Source organism: Inhella proteolytica (genome assembly GCF_016093275.1).
GTDB lineage: Bacteria > Pseudomonadota > Gammaproteobacteria > Burkholderiales > Burkholderiaceae_C > Inhella > Inhella proteolytica.
In genome coordinates this window covers 139,401-153,656 of the sequence record NZ_JAEDAK010000004.1, presented here as the reverse complement: position 1 = coordinate 153,656, position 14,256 = coordinate 139,401, and the positions used below count along the sequence as shown (strand labels likewise).

12 protein-coding genes are annotated in these 14,256 nt (G+C 72.6%); 3 read left to right on the top strand and 9 right to left on the bottom strand.

Annotated features, from left to right (window positions below; all coding sequences use genetic code 11):
• Positions 1 to 71: 71 nt before the first annotated feature.
• Positions 72 to 614: an SRPBCC family protein gene (locus tag I7X39_RS07585; protein WP_198110375.1), complete on the bottom strand. Its 543-nt coding sequence runs from the start codon at positions 612 to 614 to the stop codon at positions 72 to 74.
• Between the two features lie 220 nt (positions 615 to 834).
• On the opposite strand from I7X39_RS07585, the gene I7X39_RS07580 reads away from it, so the two are divergent.
• Entirely contained in the window at positions 835 to 1,800 is a 966-nt protein-coding gene (locus I7X39_RS07580) for an NADPH:quinone oxidoreductase family protein (protein WP_198110374.1), read from the top strand.
• A gap of 11 nt (positions 1,801 to 1,811) precedes the next feature.
• On the opposite strand, the gene I7X39_RS07575 is transcribed toward I7X39_RS07580, so the two are convergent.
• The 7 genes from I7X39_RS07575 to I7X39_RS07545 form a co-directional block, all read right to left on the bottom strand.
• On the bottom strand, positions 1,812 to 3,131 hold the full coding sequence (locus I7X39_RS07575; protein ID WP_198110373.1) for a putative bifunctional diguanylate cyclase/phosphodiesterase: 1,320 nt from the start codon (positions 3,129 to 3,131) through the stop codon (positions 1,812 to 1,814).
• On the bottom strand, positions 3,128 to 4,534 hold the full coding sequence (locus I7X39_RS07570) for an EAL domain-containing protein (protein WP_198110372.1): 1,407 nt from the start codon (positions 4,532 to 4,534) through the stop codon (positions 3,128 to 3,130). Before I7X39_RS07570 ends, I7X39_RS07575 begins: the two co-directional genes overlap by 4 nt.
• Before the next feature lie 80 nt (positions 4,535 to 4,614).
• Positions 4,615 to 5,994 carry a putative bifunctional diguanylate cyclase/phosphodiesterase gene (locus I7X39_RS23670; RefSeq protein ID WP_198110371.1) on the bottom strand — a complete coding sequence of 460 codons (1,380 nt, stop codon included), beginning with the start codon at positions 5,992 to 5,994 and terminating at the stop codon, positions 4,615 to 4,617.
• Positions 5,991 to 7,382 carry an EAL domain-containing protein gene (locus I7X39_RS23665; RefSeq protein WP_198110370.1) on the bottom strand — a complete coding sequence of 464 codons (1,392 nt, stop codon included), beginning with the start codon at positions 7,380 to 7,382 and terminating at the stop codon, positions 5,991 to 5,993. The genes I7X39_RS23670 and I7X39_RS23665 overlap by 4 nt, the downstream gene beginning before the upstream one ends.
• Positions 7,383 to 7,397: 15 nt before the next feature.
• Positions 7,398 to 8,195 carry an FAD binding domain-containing protein gene (locus I7X39_RS07555; protein WP_198110369.1) on the bottom strand — a complete coding sequence of 266 codons (798 nt, stop codon included), beginning with the start codon at positions 8,193 to 8,195 and terminating at the stop codon, positions 7,398 to 7,400.
• Positions 8,192 to 10,534 (bottom strand): xanthine dehydrogenase family protein molybdopterin-binding subunit, encoded by a 2,343-nt coding sequence (locus I7X39_RS07550; protein WP_198110368.1) that lies wholly within the window; start codon positions 10,532 to 10,534, stop codon positions 8,192 to 8,194. The genes I7X39_RS07555 and I7X39_RS07550 overlap by 4 nt, the downstream gene beginning before the upstream one ends.
• A gap of 79 nt (positions 10,535 to 10,613) precedes the next feature.
• Complete coding sequence (locus I7X39_RS07545; protein WP_198110367.1) at positions 10,614 to 11,090, bottom strand: (2Fe-2S)-binding protein; 477 nt, start codon at positions 11,088 to 11,090, stop codon at positions 10,614 to 10,616.
• Positions 11,091 to 11,205: 115 nt separating this feature from the next.
• On the opposite strand from I7X39_RS07545, the gene I7X39_RS07540 reads away from it, so the two are divergent.
• Positions 11,206 to 12,153: an XdhC family protein gene (locus I7X39_RS07540; protein ID WP_232351806.1), complete on the top strand. Its 948-nt coding sequence runs from the start codon at positions 11,206 to 11,208 to the stop codon at positions 12,151 to 12,153.
• The gene (locus I7X39_RS07535) at positions 12,150 to 12,782 is read left to right on the top strand and encodes a glutathione S-transferase family protein (protein WP_198110365.1); all 633 of its coding nucleotides are present in this window, start codon (positions 12,150 to 12,152) and stop codon (positions 12,780 to 12,782) included. Before I7X39_RS07540 ends, I7X39_RS07535 begins: the two co-directional genes overlap by 4 nt.
• A 653-nt stretch (positions 12,783 to 13,435) precedes the next feature.
• Here I7X39_RS07535 and I7X39_RS07530 read toward each other — a convergent pair.
• On the bottom strand, positions 13,436 to 14,233 hold the full coding sequence (locus tag I7X39_RS07530; protein ID WP_198110364.1) for a response regulator: 798 nt from the start codon (positions 14,231 to 14,233) through the stop codon (positions 13,436 to 13,438).
• Positions 14,234 to 14,256: the final 23 nt, after the last annotated feature.

Sequence of the window (14,256 nt, the reverse complement as noted above, 5' to 3'; positions counted from 1 at the left end):
CGGGTGCTGTGGCGGTGGCTTCAGCCCCCTTCCGACCCGCGCCGCTCCCTTGGTGCTTTTGTGCGTGTGAACTACTGTAACGAGGCCCGCCGTCCGCACAGCCAGTCCCAGCAGCGGCGCCACCAGGGGCGTACCGCTGGCGGCAGAGGCGACGGCGCCGGTGCTGCTGCGGCGGCCAGTTGGCTGGCCAGGGCCTCGAAGAAGGTCTGGCTGAGTTGCCGGGCCGCCGGTTCGATCAGGCGCGCGCCCAGCTGGGCCAGGCGCCCGCCCACCTGCACCTGGGCGCGGTACTGCAGGCGCGTGCCCTGACCGGCCTCGGGCAAAAGTTCCACCTCGGCCTCGCCCTTGCCATGGCCGGCCGCGCCGCCCTGGGCCTGGGCGCGCAGGCGGTAGCGCTGCGGGGGCTGCAGGTCGTAGAGCTCCAGCCGGGTCTGGAAGCGCGCCTTCAACGGGCCCACGCTGAGCAGCAGCTCGGCGCGGTAATGGCCGGGCGGCCCGTCGGCCTGCAGGGTTTCGCAGCCCGGCAGCGCGGCGCGCAGGCGCTCGGGGTCGTGCAGCAGCGCCCAGGCCTGCTCGGGCGTGCCGGGCAACAGGGTCTGGCCGCTCAGTTCCATCGGGCATCGAGGTGCATGCACACTCCGTTCGCATCGTGGGCGGATGCTGCCGCCGCTCTTTCGCCCGCCCAAGCGGGCAGACCCTGCTTTGTCCCCCCCGAAGCGCCTGCGGCGCCTCCCCCCAGGGGGCGCCACCAGCGGCCCGGCGGAGCCGGTTCCGCGGTGGCACTTGGGGGCTGACCCGCATGAAAGGCGCAACTTAGCCAAACGGAGAACTGCAATGCACGCCTGGATCTGTGAACAAGCGACGGGGCTGGACGGCCTGCGCTGGGCCGAGCTGCCCGACCCCCAGCCCGGCCCCGGCCAGGTGCGCGTGGCCATCGAGGCCGCCAGTCTGAACTTTCCCGACTGGCTGATCGTCAACGGCCAGTACCAGATGAAGCCGCCGCTGCCCTTCGTGCCCGGGGCCGAGTTCTGCGGCCGGGTGGTGGCGCTGGGTGCTGGCGTGGACGCCGCCCTGCTGGGCCGGCGCGTGGCCGGCTTTGCGGGCCTGGGCGGTTTTGCCACGCAGACGGTGGCCCCCGCCGCCGCGCTGCTGCCCTTGCCCGAGAGCCTGCCGCCCGAGGCCGGGGCGGCCTTGCTGCTGACCTACGGCACCGTCGCCCATGCACTGCAGCGCGCCGCGCTGCGGGCCGGCGAGACCTTGCTGGTGCTGGGCGCGGCCGGCGGCGTGGGTACGGCGGCCATCCAGCTGGCCAAGGCGGCCGGCGCGCGGGTGCTGGCCGTGGCCTCCACGCCGGAAAAGCGTCAGGCCTGCCTGGACATCGGCGCCGACCAGGCCCTGCCCACCGAGGGCCTGCGCGAAGCGCTCAAGGCCGCCGCGTCGCAGGGCGTGGATGCGGTGCTGGACCCGGTGGGCGGCCCGCTGGCCGAGGCCGCGCTGCGCGCTCTGGCCTGGCGCGGGCGCTACCTGGTGGTGGGCTTTGCGCAGGGGCAGATCCCGGCCCTGCCCTGGAACCTGCTGCTGCTGAAGGAAGCCGCGCTGCTGGGCGTGTGGTGGGGCGAGTTCGCCAAGCGTGAGCCGGCCGCCAATGCCGCCCTGCTGGCCGGCCTGCTGCCGCTGTGGGAGCAGGGCAGCGTGCGGCCGGTGCTCGATCAGGTGCTGCCGATGCGTGAGCTGCCGGCCGCCTTTGCGCGCATGACGGCGCGGGCCGTGGTGGGCAAGCTGGTGCTGCGCAACGAATGAACGGCGCCTGATCAGGCGTGCGCCTGCAGCCAGGCCCGGCATTCACCGGTCGGCAGCGGGCGCGCGAACAGATAGCCCTGGAAGCGCGTGCAGCCCATCGCCAGCAGCTGCTCGCGCTGGGCCTCGGTCTCGACGCCCTCGGCGATCACCTCCATGCCCAGGCGCTGGCCCAGCTGGACCACGGTGCGCGCCACTTCCAGGGCCCGCTCGCTGCTGCCCAGGGCGCGCACGAAGCTCTGGTCGATCTTCAGCTGGTCGAACGGCAGCTGGCTCAGGTAGGCCAGCGAGGCGTAGCCGGTGCCGAAGTCGTCCAGCGAGGTGCACACGCCCTGCTCGCGGCAGCGCGCCAGCAGGCGGCGCAGGCGCTCGGGTTGGTCGGCCAGCACGGATTCGGTGAGCTCGAACTTGATGCTCTGCGGCGGCAGGCGGTGCTGGCGCACCAGCTCCAGCAGGCGCTCCAGGCCGGCGTCCTCGGCCAGCTGCAGCGCGCTCACGTTGACGGCCACCTGCAGCGGCTGCGCGCCGGGCTGGGCCTGCCAGTCCTGCGCGAAGCGGCAGGCCTGGCGCAGCACCAGCTCGCCCAGCGGCACGATCAGACCGTTGCGCTCGGCCAGCGGCACGAAGCGGGCCGGCGAGATCGGCCCCTGCACCGGGTGGCGCCAGCGCACCAGGGCCTCGACGCCGAGCGCGCGGCCCCATGCATCGCATTGCGGCTGGTAGTGCAGCTCCAGCTGCTCCTCGACGATGGCCCGCGCCAGGTCCAGCTCGAGGCGCGACTGATCGTCCAGCCCCGCGCTGCGCAGGTGCACGATGCCGGCCAGCAGCAGCGCGCTCAAGAGCGGTGCCGCCACCACCAGACGGGCGCGCTCGGCCTCGGCCAGGGCCGGCGTGATGCCGAGCGGGTTGGGCTGCAGGGCCAGCCAGGCCAGCAAGCCCAGCAGGCCGGCGCAGCAGGACAGGCGCAGCAGGGCGGGCTCGCGCACCAGCAGCAGGTAGGCCATCAGCGTGAGCGGCAGCAGGTAGAGGTGCACGCTGCGCGGGGTGTGCTCGGGTGCGTCGGCCAGCGGCACATCCACCCACAGGCCCAGCACCACCACGCACAGCGCCAGCGCCAGGATGCAGACCCAGGCCGCCGCACGGCCATGGCCCCGTTGCAGCAGGGCCAGCACGGCCAGGGCGCCCAGGGCGCCGAGGCCGGGCCCGAGCAGGCGCTCGGGCTGGCCCAGCGCCAGCAGGCTGAGCACGAAGCCCAGGCTGGCCAGCAGGGCCAGCCAGGCGCTGAGCTGCAGGGTCCAGCGGCGCCGCTGGCCGAAGATGGCTTCCTGCGTCATGCCGCGGCCCGCGGCTCTGAGCACTGCGCCTGTCGTGCCAGCCAGACCGGCAGCTCGGCGGCCGGCATCGGCGCGGCCAGCCAGCGGCCTTGGAAGGCCGTGCAGCCCAGGGCCAGCAGCTGCTGGCGTTGCGCCGGGGTCTCGACCCCCTCGGCCACCACCTGCATGCCCAGGCGCTGGCCGAGCGAGAGCACGGTTTCGGCGATGCGCAGGCAGCGCGCATCGCGCCCCAGGCCGCGCACGAAGCTGGCGTCGAGCTTGAGCTGGTCGAAGGGCAGTTCGGTCAGGTAGGCGAGCGAGGAGTAGCCGGTGCCGAAATCGTCCAGCGCGGTGGCGATGCCGAGCTTGCGGCAGCGCAGCAGGCGCTCGCGCACGCGCTCGGCCTGCTCGGCAAAGACGGCCTCGGTGACCTCGAACACCAGGCGGCCGGGGGCGAGCCCGGCGCGTTCCACCTGGGCCAGCAGGCGCTCGAAGGCGGCGCCGTCGTGCAGCTGGGCGGGGCTGAGGTTCAGCGCCAGTGGCAGCTCGCGCAGGCCGAGCTGCAGCTGCCAGGCCTGCAGCAGGCGGCAGGCCTCGCGCAGGGCCCAGTCGCCCAGCGGCAGCAGCAGGCCTTCGGCACGCGCCAGCGGCAGGATCTCGGCGGGGCTCAGCTCACCGCGGCGCGGGTGCGACCAGCGCAGCAGCGCCTCCACCCCCAGCACGCGGCCTTGCGCATCGCATTGCGGCTGCAGCGCCAGGCGCAGCTGGCCGCCGGCAATGGCGCGCGCCAGCTCCAGCGCCAGGCCCTTGTGCTCGCGCAGCTCGGCCTCTTCCAGATGCAGCACCCAGGCGCTCAGCAGCGCGGCGGCGGCGACATTGAAGATCGCGCCCCCGCGCTGCAGCTCCGGCCCCAGGGGCGGTGCGCCGGGGGCCAGATCGGGCAGGCTGGCCCACAGCACCAGCAGGCCCAGGCTGACGCCCTGCACGCCGTCGCGCAACCAGCGCGGCTGTTCCTGCAGCAGGAAGCGCTGCACCAGGAAGAGTGGCAGGCAGAACAGCAGCACCGAGCGCGGCGTGCCGGCGCTGGGCTGGTCGATCCACAGGGCGACCAGGGAGATCGCCAGCCAGCCCGTCAGGCTGAGCACCAGGCTGGCCGCGAGCGCGTAGCCTTGGCGGATCAGCAGGGCCTGCAGGGCCACCAGGCTCAGCCCGATGGCGTACAGCCCGGCCGCGCCCCAGTCGGCGCGCCAGCTGAAGAACAGGAACCAGGGCAGCAGAGACAGGCCCAGACCGAGTGCCGATGCCCAGAGCATGCGCTGCTGGCGACGCGCGTAGCCGGCCTCGGCTGCGCGCAGCCAGGGCCGGGCACGAAAGCGCTCCAGCAGCAAGGCCGCCATGAACAGGCGCGAGCTCGGCAACTCCACGGCCCTCTCCCTGATCCCGGTTGATCCGGTGTGAACCCAGTGTGTTCATCCCGCCCCCCGGAGTGGCTCTGGTGGAAACCCTAGGCCGGTGTGGATTCAGTCGCGCGGCGGCGCTGCAGCCAGGCCAGCGCCTCATCCTCTTGAAGGGGGCGGGCGAACCAGTAGCCCTGGAAGCGGCTGCAGCCCATGCCCTGCAGCAGGGCCAGGTGCTCGGCGGTCTCGACGCCTTCGGCCACCACTTCCAGCCCGAGTTCGCGGCCGAGCTGGATGACGGACTGCGCCAACGCCTCGGCGCGTGCGTGGCGGCCGAGGTTCTTCACGAAGCCCTGGTCGATCTTGAGCTGGTCGAACGGCAGGCCGCGCAGGCTGGCCAGCGAGGCATGCCCGGTGCCGAAGTCGTCCAGCGCGGTGCGGATGCCGGCGGCCTGGCAGCGTGCCAGGCGCGCGCGCAGGCTGGCCAGGTCCTGCACGATCAAGGACTCGGTGAGCTCGAACTTGATGCTGCCGGCCGGCAGCTGCGCCGCCTGCACGGTCTGCAGCAGGCGCTCGAAGGCCGCCTCGTCCTGGAACTGTGCGGCGCTGACGTTGATGGCGATGCTCAGATCCCGCAGGCCGGGCTGCCGCTGGCAGCGCGCCGCAAAGGCGCAGGCCTTGCGCGCCACCTGCTCGCCCAGCGCCAGGATCAGGCCGCTGCGCTCGGCCAGCGCCACGAAGCGTGCGGGCGACACCGCGCCCAGCCGCGGGTGCTCCCAGCGCACCAGCGCCTCGGCGCCAAAGGGGCGGCCGGCGGCATCGCACTGCGGCTGGAAGTGCAAGCTCAGTTCGTCCTCGGCCAGCGCGGTGGCGAGGTCCAGCTCCAGGCGCAGCTGGTCGTGCAGGTCCAGCTCCTGCAGGCGCGTGAGCAGCGCGAACAGCACGGCGGCGAGCACCGGCACGGCCCAGGCCAGGCGGCGGTGCTCGCCGGGCGGCAGAACCAGCGGCTGGACAAAAGGGTTGTCCAGCACACACAGCAGGCCCAGCAGCAGCAGCAGGCTGGCGCTGGTGGCGCTGCGCAGCAGGCGGGGCTCGCGCGAGAGCCAGAAGCGCGCCAGCAGCAGCAGCGGAATCAGGTAGAGATGCAGGGTGCGCGGCGTGCCGTGCTGCGGCAGATCGGCCCACCAGGCGTTGACGGCGATGCCCAGCGCGCTGGCCAGCACCAGGAAGAGCGCGGCGTCGCGCACCAGGCCGGCGTGCAGCAGCCAGGCGGCGCCCAGGGCCACGCCCAGGTAGCCCAGCTGCAGCTGCGCCAGGCGCTGCTGGCCCTGCAGACCGAAGCGCAGCGCGAAGCTCAGCGAGAGCAGGCCGATCAGTGCGATCGCCACCCACAGCAGCAGCTGGCGGCGGCGCTCGAACTGCGGGTCGGGTGGCGCCTCGGGCGGGCTCCAGGCGCGCCCGGCGCCCTTGACGAGGGCCGGGCTCACCGCGCCGCCTCCGCCCACTGCTGCAGCGCCACCGGGGTCATCGGCAGGCCGATCCAGTGGCCCTGGAAGCGTGTGCAGCCCAGCTGGCGCAGTGCCTCCTGCTGGGCCGCGGTCTCCACCCCCGCGGCCACCACCGCCAGGCCCAGGCGCTGGCCCAGCTGCACCACGGCCTGGGCAATGCTGTCGCGCTGCGCCGCGCCGGGGTCCAGGGTCTGCACGAACTGGCGGTCGATCTTCAGCTGCTCCAGCGGCAGATGGGCCAAGCTGGTCAGCGCCGACCAGCCGGCGCCGAAGTGCTCCAGCGCCCCGCCCACGCCCAGCGCCTGTGCGCCTTCCAGCACTGCTTCCAGGGTCTGCGGGTGGGCGGCGAACACGGGCTCGGCCAGCTCCAGGCGCAGGCGCCCGGGCGGCAGCTCCAAGGCGGCCAGCTGCTCCAGCAGGCGCTGGCGGGCCGTGGCGTCCTGCACCTGCAGCAGCGAGAGGTTGATGGCGATGGGCACCGTGCCGAGCTGCGGGTGGCCCTGCCACTGCCGCGCCAGCGTGGCCGCCTGGCGCAGCACCCACAGGCCCAGCGGCACCATCAGGCCCTCGCGCTCGGCCAGCGACAGGAATTGCGCCGGCCGCAGCAGACCCCGCTGCGGGTGGGGCCAGCGCAGCAGGGCCTCCAGGCCGACGAGGCGGCCGTTCTCGTCGCACTGCGGCTGCAGGTGCAGGCTGAGCTGGTCCTGCGCGATCGCCTGCGCCAGCTCCAGCGCCAGGCCCTGGCGCACGCGCGCCTGCGCCGCGCCGGCACGCGCCAGGTTCTGCGTCAACAGCGCGGCGCCGACCAAGCTCAACCCCAGGCCGACCAGGCGTTCGCCGTGGCTGAGCGGGGGGGCGCCGGTGCCGACATCGGGCAAGGCACACAGCAGCACGAACAGCGCCAGCGTCAGCAGCCCGGCCAGCGCGCGCCACAGCGGGCGCAGGCCGGCCAGCAGCACCGGCCGCGCCAGGTAGAGCGGCAGCAGCACGAACTGCACGCCACGCGGCAGCGCGTCGACCGGCCGGTCCACCCAAATCCCGAAAGCGGCCACGGTGGCCCAGACGCCACCAAAGAGCAGCAGCGCCCCCAGGCGGAAGCGCCCCCGCTGCGCGCACAGCACCAGGGCCAGGCCCAGCAGCACGCCCAGCCCGCACAGCAGCGCCGGCAGCCACACGCCCCGCCAGGCGAAGTACAGCAGCCAGGGGGCACAGGCCAGCAGCAGGCCCAGCGCGCCCAGATCGAGCTGGCGCCGGCGCCGCTCCGGCGCCGCGACCGCGCTTTCGCGCCGCTCCTGCGCCAGCAGCAACAGCCGGGCCGTGCCCAGCCAGCGCCGCCAGCGCAAGGGGTTGCCGGGGGCGGTGTGCACCTCCGGCCGCCCGCTTCAGCGCCCCAGGCTGGCCCGGGCTACGGCCCGTGCGCAGAGCTCGGGTATCAGCGCCGCGCGGTAGGCCGCGCTGCCGTGCAAATCGCTCAGCAAGCCCTCAGCGCCCAGCGCCACCGCACGCGCCGCCTCGGGCCGCCAGTCGGCCTGCAGCGCGGCCTCCAGCGCCTTGGCGCGAAAGGCGCAGGGCCCCGCACCGGTGACGCCCACGCGCACGCCCAGCGGCCCGCGGCTGACGAACACCCCCACCAGGGCGAAGCGCGAGGCCGGCTGGCGGAACTTCTCGTAGGCGCTCTGCTCGGGCACCGGGAAGCTGACGCGCTGGATCAGCTCGCCCTCTTCCAGCGCGGTGTGGAACAGGCCCTGGAAGAAGGAATCGGCCGGCAGCACGCGCCGGTCGGTCTGGATCAGCGCGCCCAGGCCCAGCAGCGCGGCCGGGTAGCAGGCGGCCGGGTCGGCATTGGCGATGCTGCCGCCCAGCGTGCCCATCTCGCGCACCTGGCGGTCGCCGATCTGCCCGGCCAGCTCGGCCAGGCCGGGGATCAGGCCCTGCACGTCGCGCGAGTCGGCCACTTCGGCATGGCGGCTCAGCGCCCCGATGTGCAAGGTGTGCTCGCCCTCGGCGCGGATGCCGCGCAGCGCATGCAGACGGCCCAGGTCGATCAGGGCGCCCGGCGTGGCCAGGCCCAGGCGCAGCGCCGGCAGCAGGCTCTGGCCGCCGGCCAGGTAGCGCGCTTCCGGGTGGGCCTGGAAGGCCTCGACCGCCTGCTCGACCGATTCGGCACGGGTGTAGTTCATGGGTCAATTTCCTGGAGCACCTGCCAGACCTGGAAGGGCGTGGCCGGCATCGGCATCTCCTTCACGCCCAGGGCGTCGCAAATGGCGTTGATGACGGCCGCTGGCGCGCCGATGGTGCCGGCCTCGCCGCAGCCCTTGGCGCCGATGGGGTTGTGCGGGCAGGGCGTGCCGGGCAGGGTGTGCACGGCGATGTCGGGGATGTCGTCGGCGCGCGGCAGCGCGTAGTCCATGTAGCTGCCGGTCAGCAGCTGGCCGCTGTCGGGGTCGTAGACGCCGTGCTCCAGCAGCGCCTGGCCGATGCCCTGGGCCACGCCGCCCTGCACCTGGCCTTCGACGATCAAGGGGTTCATCACGGTGCCGAAGTCGTCCACCGCGCTGAAGCGATCCACCTTCACATGGCCGGTGCGCGGGTCGATCTCGACCTCGCAGACATGGCTGCCGGCCGGGAAGGTGAAGTTGGCGGGGTCATAGAAGGCCAACTCCTCCAGCCCGGGCTCCAGCTCACCGAGCGGGTAGTGGTGGGGCACGTAGGCGGCCAGCGCGATGTCGGTGAAGCGGCGCTGGCGCTCGCCGTGGCGGAACAGGCCGTTCTCGAACTGCACCTGCTCGGGTGCACAGTCCAGCAGGTAGGCGGCGATGCGGCGCGCCTTGTTCAGCACCTTGTCGAGTGCCTTGACGATGGCCGAGCCGCCCACCGCCAGCGAGCGGCTGCCGTAGGTGCCCATGCCGAAAGGGATGCGGCCGGTGTCGCCATGCACGATGTCGACATCCTCCACCGGGATGCCCAGCCGCCCGGCCACCAGCTGCGCAAAGCTGGTTTCATGCCCCTGTCCATGGCTGTGGCTGCCGGTGAAGACGCTGACCTTGCCGGTGGGGTGCACGCGCACCAGGGCCGACTCGAACAGGCCTGCGCGGGCGCCCAGCTGCCCCGCCAGGTGCGAGGGCGCCAGGCCGCAGGCCTCGATGTAGCAGCTGTAGCCGATGCCGCGCTTGAGGCCCCGCGCCTCGCTCACCGCCTTGCGGGCCGGGTAGCCGGCCAGGTCGGCCAGCTCCAGCACGCCGTTCAGCGTGGCGTCGTAATCGCCCACGTCATAGGTCAGCCCCACCGGCGTGGCGTAGGGGAACTGGCGGATGAAGTTGCGGCGGCGCAGTTCCACCGGGTCCATGCCCAGCTCACGCGCCGCGGTTTCCACCAGGCGTTCCACCACATAGGTGGCCTCGGGCCGGCCGGCGCCGCGGTAGGCGTCCACCGGCGCCGTGTGGGTGAAGACGGCCGTCACCTCGGCATGGATGGCCGGCGTGCGGTACTGGCCGGCCAGCAGGGTGGCGTAGAGGATGGTGGGCACGCAGGAGGCGAAGGTGCTCAGGTAGGCGCCCAGGTTGGCCGTGGTGCGCACGCGCAGACCGGTGAACTGCCCCTGGGCATCCAGCGCCAGCTCGGCCTCGGTGACGTGGTCGCGGCCATGGGCGTCACTCAGGAAGCTCTCGCTGCGCTCGGCCGTCCACTTCACCGGCCGGCCGATCTGGCGGCTGGCGTGCACCAGCGCGGTCTCCTCGCTGTACAGAAAGATCTTGCTGCCGAAGCCGCCGCCCACATCGGGCGCGATGACGCGCAGCTTGTGCTCGGGAATGCCGAGCACGAAGGCGCACATCAGCAGGCGCTCCAGGTGCGGGTTCTGGTTGGCCACATAGAGCGTGGTGTGGTCGTCGGCCGGGTTGTGGCTGGCATTGGCGGCGCGCGGCTCGATGGCGTTGGGGATCAGCCGGTTGTTGCGGAAGGCCAGGCGGGTGACGTGCGCGGCCTGCTCGAAGGCGCGCGTGGTGGCGGCCTCGTCGCCCACCTCCCAGCGGTAGCAGACGTTGTCCGGCGCCTCCGGGTGCACGGCGGTGCCGTGCGTGCTGGCGTGCGCGGTGTCGGCCACCGCGGGCAGCTCCTCGGCCTCCAGCACGATCAGCGCCGCGGCCGCCTTGGCCTGCGCCAGCGTGTCGGCCACCACCAGCGCATAGGGCTCGCCCACATGGCGCAGCACGCCGTCGGCCAGGATGGGGTGGCGCGGCTCCTTCATCGGGCTGTTGTCGGCCGAGTGGATCAGCCAGCCGCAGGGCAGGCCGCCGAAGGCGCGAAAGTCGGCCCCGGTGAGCACCAGGCGCACGCCGGGCGCCTCGCGCGCCTCGCTGGTGTCCAGGCGCTGGATGCGCGCATGCGCGTAGGGGCTGCGCAGGAAAAAGCCGTAGGTCTGGTGGGGCAGCACCAGGTCGTCGGTGTAGCGGCCGCGGCCCACCAGGAAGCGGTGGTCCTCGCGGCGCGGCAGGGCCTGGCCGATCGGGTTCGTGTTCATTGGACTGCCCTCCGGTCACTGCGTGACCACCTCCCCAAGGGAGGAACGCGCTCACTTCGGAGCGGCCGTGCGTGAGCGCTCATCGACGCACCAACTGGTCAGCGGCCTTCTGCACGGCGCGCACGATGTTGTGATACCCGGTGCAGCGGCAGAAATTGCCGTCCAGGCCGTTGCGGATGTCGGCCTCGGTCTCGCAGCGGGTGTTGGTCACCAGATCGAGCGCGGCCATCACCATGCCCGGGGTGCAGAAGCCGCATTGCAGGCCATGGCAATCTTGAAAGGCCTGCTGCATCACGTGCAACGAGCTGTCGGGCGGCGACAGGCCCTCGATGGTGCGCACCTCGCAGCCTTCGGCCTGCAGGGCCAGCACATTGCAGGCCTTCACGGCGTGGCCATTCAGATGCACCGTGCAGGCGCCGCATTGCGCGGTGTCGCAGCCCACATGGGTGCCGGTGAGGTCCAGGTCCTCGCGCAGCAGCTGCACCAGCGTGCGCGTGGCCGGCACCTCGCGCGTCACGGCCTCGCCGTTGACCATCAATTCCACCCGGTATCGCATCCCAGCCCCCTCATGGTTTCGGGCCATCGTCGCGCCCGGGGTGCGGGCTTCCAATGGGCCTTACCCGGAGCATGACGCCTGGATGCCGCGCGCGGCTCTGCGATGCTGCGCGCCCATGACGCCCGTCGATCTTTCCGTTCTGCGCCAGGCCCAGGCCTGGCTGGAGGCCGGCCATGCCGTCTGGCTGGCCACCGTGGTGCGCACCTGGGGCTCGGCACCGCGCCCGCCCGGCTCCCTGGCCGCCTGGCGCGACGATGGCGCCTGGGTCGGCTCGGTCAGCGGCGGCTGCGTCGAGGACGACGTGCTGGACAAGGTGCGCCGCGGCCAGCTGGGCGAGGCCGCCGTGCAGTTGCTGCGCTACGGCGTCAGTGCCGACGAGGCGCAGCGCTTCGGCCTGCCCTGCGGCGGCACGCTGGAACTGCACCTGGAGCGCCTGGGCCCGCACAGCGCGCTGCCGGCGCTCATCGCCCGGCTGGAGCAGGGCCAGGCCAGCCTGCGCCGGGTGGCCCGGCCCGACGGCGCCACGCAGATCAGCCTCCCGAGCCCGGACACCCCGCGCCTGCAGTGCGACGACGCCATGCTGCAGCAGGTCTTCGGCCCGCCCTGGCGGCTGCTGCTGATCGGTGCCGGCCCGATCGCCGCCGTCCTGGCCCCGCTGGCGCGCAGCCTGGATTTCGAGGTGACGGTTTGCGAGCCGCGCGAGGAAGCCCTGGCCGCCTTCGAACCCGGCGGTGCGCGCCTCAGCCGCGCCATGCCCGACGACGCCGTGCAGGCCTTCGCCCCCGACGCCGCCAGCGCCGTGGTGGCCCTCACCCACGACCCCAAGCTCGACGACCTGGCCCTGCTCGAAGCCCTGCGCAGCCCGGCCTATTACGTCGGCGCCATCGGCTCGCGCGCCAACCAGAGCAAACGGCGCGAGCGCCTGCGCGAACACTTCGGCCTCGAAGAGGAGCGGCTCGCGCGCCTGCACGGCCCGGTGGGCCTGCCCATAGCCGCCCACACCCCCGCCGAGATCGCCGTGGCGATCGCGGCCCATCTTGTCCAAGTCCGGAGACCCCAGTGATCCAGTTGCACTTCAGCCCCAGCAGCGCCGCCATGGCGCCCCATTTCCTGCTGCGCGAACTCGACCTGCCGCATGAGCTGGTGCGGGTGGACGTGGCCGGCGGCGAACACCGCCGCGAGCCCTACCTGAAGCTCAACCCGAACGGCCAGATCCCGGTGCTGGTGGACGGTGACCTGGTGCTGCACCAGACGGCGGCCATCCTGCTGCACCTGAGCGACCAGGCCGGCCGCCTGCTGCCCGCCGTGGGCAGCCGCGAGCGCGCGCTGGCCTACCAGTGGCTGATCTGGCTGACCAACACCCTGCAGCCCGCGCTGATCAACTACTTCTACCCCGAGCGCTGGGACGCCGAGCGCCCGGCCCAGATCAAGGCGCAGGCCGAGGCCAAGGTGCTGGAGATGCTGCAGCAGCTCGACGATCAACTCGCACGCCACGGTCAGCCCTGGCTGCTGGGGTCGGAGTTCACGGCGGTGGACTGCCTGGCCTTCACCCTGTGCCGCTGGACGCGCAATTTCGCCGGCAAGAAGGCGCGCGACTTCCCACATATCGGGCCGTATCTGCAGCGGGTCGTGGCGCGGCCGGCTTTGCAGAAGGTGTTTGAGGTGGAGGGCTTGGTGGCGCCGTTCTGCTGAGTCTTGAGATTTGAGTGAGAGCCCGTGGGGTCTTCAACCCCACACCCCGACCCGCATTTCTTTGCTGCGCCAAAGAAACGCGGGGCAAAGAAAGGCGCTGAATGCACGCAGCCGACCTAGGGTCGGCCGCGACTGCACGGCTGGTTCACATGGCTCCCACACCCCTTCTCTGCCTGCGAAAACCTGCCCGCTAAGCTGGCCGGAGTACCGGCCGTCTAGACCACCGCAAACCATCTCGGGCTCTCTGCGATGAACGGACCCCCAAGGAGCCTCTTGGCTTAGCTTGGTGCTGGTTGGGGATGTGGTCTTCGGAGCTCGGAGGCCATGGTCCTCGCTGCCCGGGACGACCGGTACTCCGGGCGCCTTCGTCGTCCTGACCGTCGGAGTCAGATGAGGGCTCGTGTCAGTGTGAGCCCAAGCACCGCCATCACAGTTCGCTCCTAGGGCGACTGTGTGGGTTGGCGCCGCTCGATGCCCCGCGTTTCTTTGGCGCAGCAAAGAAATGCGGGGAGGGGCTGAACCCGGAGCGAGCAGGGCCCACTGCGGGCCCTGCGACCCCGGGCGAAGGACAGTCCGCTTGCAAGCGGACTGGCTGGCACGCGGGTGAAGCCCCCGAGGGCTCTCACGCAGTCAATCAGCGCTTGATCAAGCGCTCAAGCGCGAGGACGCAGCTGCGTCAGCACCCCCACCCGCGCCAGCAACTCCCGGTCATTCCAAGGCTTCTTGAAGATGCCGTAGAGCCCCTTCACGTCGGCCACCCGGGCGCCCAGTTCCTCGTGGCCGGTGATGGCGACGATGGGCAGGTTCTCGGTGCGGATGTCGTTGCTGACATGCTGGATCAGCTCGAAGCCGTCCATCTCCGGCATTTCGAGGTCGGTGATCATCATTGCGAACCAGTGCTGGTTCAGCTGCTCCAGCGCCTCCTGGCCGTGGCGGGCCACGGTGACGGCAAAGCCGGCGCCGGCCAGCAGCTTGCTGAGCTTGGCGCGCACCACGGCGGAGTCGTCCACGATCAGCACCGGGGCCGGGCCGGCCTGGGCGGCGGGGCCGGGCAGGGCGTCGCTGGCGCGACGGCGCTGCACCGTGGGGGTGGCGGCAGGCTGCAGCGGGGTGCTGACCTCGTGCAGGGACGAGGCCGGTGCCTCGGCCGTGGTGCCGCCGTCCATCGGGCTCAGGAAGGGCGTGATCGCCGGGGCGGCGGGCTCGGCCGTGCGTACCGCCGGGGCTTCGGGCGTGGCGACGGCGATGCTGGCGGGCGCCTCGTTGCGCGGGGCCGGCGCGGCGCGCGGCGTGGGCGCGAAGCTCGGGGGCAGCGGATCGTTGCGGCTGTGCGACCAGTGCTCATCCTTCTGGTTGCGCATGGCGAGCAGCATCACCACGATGGCCAGCGGCACCAGGATCAAGAGGGGCAACAGGTACTCGCCCAGCATCGAGGGCAGGTCGAAGGACATCGGCAGCTCCAGCGTTCGGGGCG